The following is a 6,692-nucleotide window of genomic DNA, read 5'->3' on the forward strand; positions in this document are numbered from 1 at the left end:
GTAGCATCCGGAAGGATGGGCTCAAAACCGAGCTTCGCTGCGCCTATCCTCGACGGCCGGACTGCGGACGGAACTGGCTTTGGCTACCGAATGACACTCCGGATGGCCGATGAGGGGCAGTCCCGCCGCTAGCGTCCTGGTGCGGCTCTAAGGCCGTCCTCGAAGCGTGGTGCCTCAGCGACCGCGTCCTTCATGAGCGCATCGAAGTCGTCGGGAGGGTTCCCGCCTTCCAACATGCCTTTGAAGGTCGCATAAGCGTCGGTCTTGCTGCCGTAGGCCCGCAATGTCTGCACGTCGTTCACCCAGGCGAGGACAATCACCTTGGCGCTGCTGTCGAAGCGGAAAAACAGCCGATACTGCTGGAAAAACTTTGCCCGAAACCAGTGCTTCCGGTGCTCGCCAAGCGCCTCGCCCAGACGGAAGGCGGAAGATGCCGGGTCGGCAGGGATATTCTCGCTCACGAGCTTGAAGATCGCGGCCAGACGCTTCGTGCAGTTCTTTTTCTGCCATGACTTCGGATCACGTGACTTGCGAGCTTCGACCTCCTCGATCAAGTCCTCGAGCTGATCGAGAAAGACTGGATGCGCGTAGATCGACCAGCCGTTGACGACGAGCGGCGCTTCAACAGGCGCAGGTCCGCCCGTCATTCGTCTTCGGGCGACAGCGGGTCATCGAGATTGACATCCACGTCTCCGACGAGCGCCTTCAGACGGTCGTGCAGGGCGCCGTCGAACGCACGGAGGCGTTCGGGATGCGCCTTGATGTCGGCTTCCACAAAATCGAGGAAGGCGCCGATCGCGGGATCGTCCTCCTCGACACGCGCAGGCTCAATGTAGACCCGGCCACTGGGTTCGGTGCAGTAGCGGATTTGATCGCCCTTGCCGAGCTTGAGCTGCTTGCGCACGCTGCTCGGCACCGTCGTCTGATAGCGATCGGTGAGCGTCGATACATCCTGAGCAAGTACGGTCATCGCGACCTCCTGAGCGGAAGTTTTGTCTGGAGTATGTGCCAAGTAATGCATTTGCATTGTCTTGTCAAGCTGGTCCCCATGTTCGCACTTCTGAATGCGGCATCCGGCAACAGGGCCCCGTCCAGGTCTTCAACGCGGTGTCCGAACGACAGCTGTGGGGCTGACGATCGCCACGTGGCCTGTGGCAGACATACCTCTTTGATCGGGGAATTTGCGGACCCCGGAAAAGGAACTCCGTAGATGTCGTTTTTTGGGGATAACGCGAATTTCTGAAAAGGTAAGTCGCGTCCCGGAACTATCCTGAGCCGACCCGACACTGCGCCCCCCGGAGCGGCCATGAAGAACGTCCTTGCCCTGACCTCGATCATCCTTCTCTGCGCCTGCCGGATGGACGGCTCGGGGGGCTCGGGCAGCGCCGACCCAGGCGATGGGGCAGGCGGGGCGACGCCGCCCGGGCAGACCGCGCCGGATTTGACCGACGCGGGGGGATGGACGCGCGGCTTCGTCGAGAGTTTCGACCCGGCCAAGGTGGCGGCGATCCGGTCTCTCGCAGGCTTTGCCGCCAACAGCGTGCGCATCCGTCTGAGGATCGAGGGGCACCCGATCTTCGACGAGGCGCAGGAGCTGGCCTCCAACGCGCTCGAGGCGGCCCGGGTCGACTACGCGCATTCGACCGGCCTGACCGGGGCAGGGCGGCTCGTGGCAATGATGGACGATGGGGTCTATGCCGGACACGAGCAATTCGACGGCAAGCGGATCCGGCTTTTCGGTGACCATGGGTCCGCGGAGCACGGCACGCGCGTCGCCTCGGTCATCGCCGGAACCGGCAAGGGCGGGGGCGCGCTCGGGGTGGCGCCGGGCGCGGACCTGCTCGTGGGCGGCATGGATTTCAGCCGGGGCATCGATTTCGGAGATCAGGCCGCTTTCTTGCGAGAAGCCCGGGCCGCCGGCGCGATCGCGGTCAACAATTCCTGGGCGATGCAGCGCGACCTGGGTCAGGACCGTCCGTCGGACTTCCTGCGCCGCGGAGACGGGCGCGACTACCTGGAAGCACTTCGGGACTTCGCGCAGAGCGGCGTCATCGTCTTCTCGATGCAGAACGACCACGCCGCCCGTTCGGCGCATCTCATGGCGGCGATCCCGCTCGACTATCCCGATCTCGAGGACAGCTTTCTCACCGCGGTCAACGCGATCCCGGTCTACGACGACGAGCGCATCATCTCGGCAACCCGGATCTCGGCCGGCTGCATGGAGACGGCGCGCTACTGCATGACCGGCAACGGCCAGATCTGGACCGCCACGCATAGCGGGCGCCAGGATTACGGGCTGTCGACCGGCACGAGCTTCGCGGCACCGCAGCTGGCGGGCTCGATGGCGCTTCTCGCCGAAGCGTTCCCGGACCTCACGCCGCAGCAGCTGCGGGCCCGCCTGCTGGTGACGGCGGATAACGGGTTCTTCGATGCGACCGGCGAGGTCGAATTCGCGGACGGCATCACCCACGGCTACAACGCCGAGTTCGGTCACGGCTTTCTCAACCTCCGCGACGCTCTTCTGCCGATCGGTGGCGCCGGCGTGCCGGTCGCGGCGGAGGGCGGTGCGAAGAGGATCGCGCTCGGAACCGCGGCCATCACCGGCAGCGCGCTCAGCGGCAACGCGGTCGCCGCCTCCCTGGGTGACGCCTCGATCGTCGCGGTCGATGCGCTCGACGGCGTCTTCGCGCTGCCCGGCGATGCGGTGGCGGGGCGGATCTCCGCGCCCGACCTGATGGCGTACCGGCTCGCGATGGCCACCGGCGGGGATCTCACGGCGCGCCGCGCCTCGCTCGCCGCCGGGCTCTCCGGCGCCGCCGCCTACGACGCGTATGGCAGCGGCAGCCGGCTGCTGGGTGCGATCGAGATGTCCGGCAACGCCGCGCTGCCGGTCGCGGCGGGAGAGAGCTTTCTGCTCGAGATGGTCGGCTTCGAGGAGGGAGGTGCCGGCCTGCGGTACCGACAGGGGCTCGCCGTCGGCAGCGGCCAGCTGATCCTCGGCGTCAGCGCGCTACAGGAGGACGGGCAGGTGCTCGGCATGACTGCGCCCGGTTACGAGGACGCGGTCGTGGGGGAGAGCTTCGGCCTCGAGGTCGCCCTCTCGCAGCGGCTCGGAGAGGGGCTCGGCCTCCGCTTCGAAGGCGAGTTCGGCGTGGGGGCAGGCTCGGGCGGCGGCATGGTCCGATCGTTCGACAACATCCGCTACGACGCTCTGCGGGTCTCGATGGAGCGCAGCGGGGTCTTCTCGGACGGCGACGTGATGACGGCCTTTGCGAGCCGGCCCGCGGGCCTCTCGCGCGGATCTGCGGAGATGACCCTTCCGGTGGCGGCCGCCGGCGGCACGGTGACCTACGCCGATCGCGGCATCGATCTCGCGCCGGACGCGCGGCAGATGGATCTCGGGATCGAATACGCCACCGCGATCGGCTCGAGGACCGAGCTGCGGCTCGGCCTGGCGAGCAGCCTGAACGCCGGCCATGAGCGCGGCGCGCGCGACCACTCTGCCGTGGTTGGGGTGGGGATGCGGTTCTGAGCGATCAGTGCCAACCCTAAGGAGGGCGCCGAAGCGAGCCTTCGGCGTGACGAGAGCGAGAGGCAGTAACGCGGACTTTCCGGTCATTCGGCGACCAACCGATGCAGTTGCAGCATGACGACAGAGGAGATCGCAGCCGCAGTAATTGAGATTCTGCGCCGCGGCGCAGATCGCGTAAGCGGTCGTTGAAGGCTGCATCAGACCAGGGAATCTAAACCCACCTTTCGCTGCGCCTCGTCGCAACGCCGCCGACGCGGACAAACCTGGCATTGATCCATCTGGGCAGATCAGTACGTTGAGTTGATCATTCACGTGCCAGCCAGCTTTTGCGCGCCAGCGTCACTTCCAAACTTCGGAGGGACAGATGCTCCACGAAAAGCTACGAAAGCTGAAGGGGCCGGCGGTGATGGGTGCCACACAAGCCGCCGTTATCATTGCAGTGCCGCTACTTCTTCCGGTTCCGGAGCGATATTCGGGTAGTGGCGAGACGAGTCCCGGGATCAGCTGGTTGGGAGTAGTCTTGGTCTGGCTCTGTGCCACCGTGGTCATCGGAGCACTGGACCACGTGAGAGTCTTCCGAAATCGTTCATAGTGGGCTCTGAGCCAGCGTTGGCTGGCACGCGGTAGCGCGTCCGGTCTCGGATGGCGAACGGCATGCGCCGTTCGCCGAGATTATCAAATGTCGACCGACTCGGCGATGCTCAGGGCATCCTCGAGTTCAACACCCAGATACCGGACGGTACTGTCCACCTTCGTGTGCCCAAGCAGAAGCTGGACTGCGCGAAGGTTCCCTGTCTTTCGGTAAATCTGCGCCGCCTTCGTGCGCCTCAACGAGTGCGTGCCGTAGCCGCTCGGCTCGAGGCCGATTGCCGTCACCCACTCCCGGACGAGCCGTGCGTATTGCCGCGTGGAGATGTGCGGTCTGTCGTGAAACCGGCTCGGGAACAGGAAGGCGCAGCCGATCATCTCCGGCCGCGCCACCCAAGCCGAGATCGACGCGCGAGTGTTTTCCGTAACTTCGAACTGGACGGGGCGCTGGGTCTTGCTCTGGATGACGGAGACGCGTTCGCGCACGCAATCGCCGACGACGAGATCGGTGACCTTGAGGCTGACAAGGTCACAGCCGCGCAGCTTGCTGTCGATCGCCAGGTTGAACAGCGCCAGGTCGCGCAGGTTGCCCGAGAGTTCGAGGCGCGCGCGGATCGCCCAAACTTGCTTCGGCAACAGCGGGCGTTTCTGGCCGACGAGCCTGCCGCGGTTCCAGGGGCGTCGCTTCGGCTTGGTAACGGGGAGCTGGATTTTGGACATGAGACTTCCTCCATCCGTCCCTCCCGGCCCAGGCGTCGACATCGCGTGACCCCGGGATAGTAAACGAGATCGCGAACGACCGGTGACGAAGCTTACCGCCAGCGCTCCGACGCCGCGCTGCCGCAGGTCGGCTTCGAGCCCCTCGCGGACATTCATGTTCGGGGCTGCAGTTCATCCACTTCTCGCATAGACCGACCGAAAGAAGCTGGAGAAACCCATGGCTCTGCCCCAGACAAGGGACTTGATCGGTTGTCAAAGAACACGCCATTAAATCTGAACCTGCTTGAGTTGGCTCAGGCAGTCACACAGCGTCAGTGGACCGCTCGCGAGATTGCAGAAGCATCGCTGTCTCGGATCGAGGACCTTGATCACGGCCTGTATGCCTTTTGCACATTGGATGATACGGCCTTGGAGCAGGCCGATGAAACCGACCGTCGCCTTTCCGCCTCTTTACCCGTGGGACCACTGGCGGGCGTTCCGGTTGCGGTGAAAGACCTAATTTGCACCCGAGGTATGCGAACAACGTTTGGATCACGCCTTTATGCGGATTTTGTTCCTGAGCAGGATGACATAGTTGTCGAACGCCTAAGGAAAGCTGGTGCGACAATCATCGGAAAGACAAACACGTCTGAATTCGGCTATGGTGGCATTGGCCACAATCATGTTTTCCCCACAACCCGCAATCCCTGGAATGTATCTCTGACGCCAGGGGGATCGAGCGCCGGTTCGGCGGTTGCTGTTTCCACTGGCATGGTTCCATTGGCCCTGGGCAGCGATGGCGGTGGTTCGATACGCATCCCGGCATCACTTTGCGGCGCCTTCGGCATGAAACCGTCGTGGGGACGTGTGCCGCTATATCCAAGCTGTCGCGATCCACGTTTCCCCGGACAATCCGGTTGGGAGAGCCTTGAACACATCGGCCCCATGACCCGAAACGCAGCCGATGCAGCTCTCGCGCTTTCCGCGATTTCTGGTCCCTCGGCCTACGACCGTCATTCTGTTCCGTCGGAGAGTGGTGACTGGGTTCTGGGTGGCTTGGACACAATGGCAAACGTCCGTATCGCCTATTCGGGCGATCTCGGGTTTGCGATCGTGGATTCGGAAGTGCGCTCTGTTTTTGAGCAGGCGGTCGAGCGTCTGAAGACGGCAATCGGCCATGTCGAGTGTGCTTATCCTGCCGTTGGCAATACTGAAGGATTGCTCGACACGCTTGTTGCGCTCGAGACGGATCGGGCTGGTCTGAAAGCAATGACTGCGGAACAGGGTGTCGAGTTGGATGGCTGGATCGGAAGCATCCTGGAGCGAACCTGGACCGGCGACCAGTTCACAGCCGCCATCATGGAACGCAAGCGCATCGCAAACCTCACTGCGGACTTCATGAGCGATTTCGATTTTCTGCTGACCCCTACGACCGCAACCGCCGCTTTTCCGATTGATACCTACGGCCCTGACAAGATCGCAGGGCAGATGGTGCCACCGTCGTCATGGGTTCCGTTCTCCGCGCTCGCCAATTTCACCGGGTTGCCTGCCGCCTCGGTGCCGATTGGGTTTACCCAGGATGGCCGACCGATTGGACTGCAGATCATGGGACGCCACCTGGACGACAAGGGCGTCCTTAGTCTTAGCGCCATTGTAGAGGAGCTTTTTGCGCAAAGCGGTTGGTCAACGTTATCGGTCTGACCCAGAAGAACTCCGGTGATTGATAAGGGCACAATGCCGATATCAGTCGCGAAGTTTGCAAAAAACTGAACGGCGGCTACGTCCGCGATGCGGTCGCTGCTCCCGAGGATTTCGCTGCGCTCAGTTCGAATGACCGGATCCACAGCTGTGATGCGGCATGAAGAATTGCTGC

5 protein-coding genes are annotated in these 6,692 nt (G+C 63.4%); 2 read left to right on the top strand and 3 right to left on the bottom strand.

Annotated elements, in window-relative coordinates; translation table 11 throughout:
- Positions 1-128: 128 nt before the first annotated feature.
- The gene (locus tag OCH239_RS20910) at positions 129-647 is read right to left on the bottom strand and encodes a type II toxin-antitoxin system YhaV family toxin (RefSeq protein WP_037267299.1); all 519 of its coding nucleotides are present in this window, start codon (positions 645-647) and stop codon (positions 129-131) included.
- On the bottom strand, positions 644-970 hold the full coding sequence (locus OCH239_RS20915; protein WP_037267300.1) for a type II toxin-antitoxin system PrlF family antitoxin: 327 nt from the start codon (positions 968-970) through the stop codon (positions 644-646). Before OCH239_RS20915 ends, OCH239_RS20910 begins: the two co-directional genes overlap by 4 nt.
- Before the next feature lie 336 nt (positions 971-1,306).
- Between OCH239_RS20915 and OCH239_RS20920 the strand changes: the two genes are divergently transcribed.
- Positions 1,307-3,532: a S8 family serine peptidase gene (locus OCH239_RS20920; RefSeq protein WP_051489708.1), complete on the top strand. Its 2,226-nt coding sequence runs from the start codon at positions 1,307-1,309 to the stop codon at positions 3,530-3,532.
- 675 nt (positions 3,533-4,207) lie between these two features.
- Here OCH239_RS20920 and OCH239_RS20925 read toward each other — a convergent pair.
- Positions 4,208-4,840 (bottom strand): tyrosine-type recombinase/integrase, encoded by a 633-nt coding sequence (locus OCH239_RS20925; RefSeq protein WP_037267302.1) that lies wholly within the window; start codon positions 4,838-4,840, stop codon positions 4,208-4,210.
- A gap of 249 nt (positions 4,841-5,089) precedes the next feature.
- Between OCH239_RS20925 and OCH239_RS20930 the strand changes: the two genes are divergently transcribed.
- The gene (locus tag OCH239_RS20930; protein ID WP_037267303.1) at positions 5,090-6,520 is read left to right on the top strand and encodes an amidase; all 1,431 of its coding nucleotides are present in this window, start codon (positions 5,090-5,092) and stop codon (positions 6,518-6,520) included.
- Positions 6,521-6,692 lie beyond the last annotated feature (172 nt).

The sequence above is a fragment of the Roseivivax halodurans JCM 10272 genome (assembly GCF_000521785.1).
Taxonomy (GTDB): Bacteria; Pseudomonadota; Alphaproteobacteria; order Rhodobacterales; family Rhodobacteraceae; genus Roseivivax; species Roseivivax halodurans.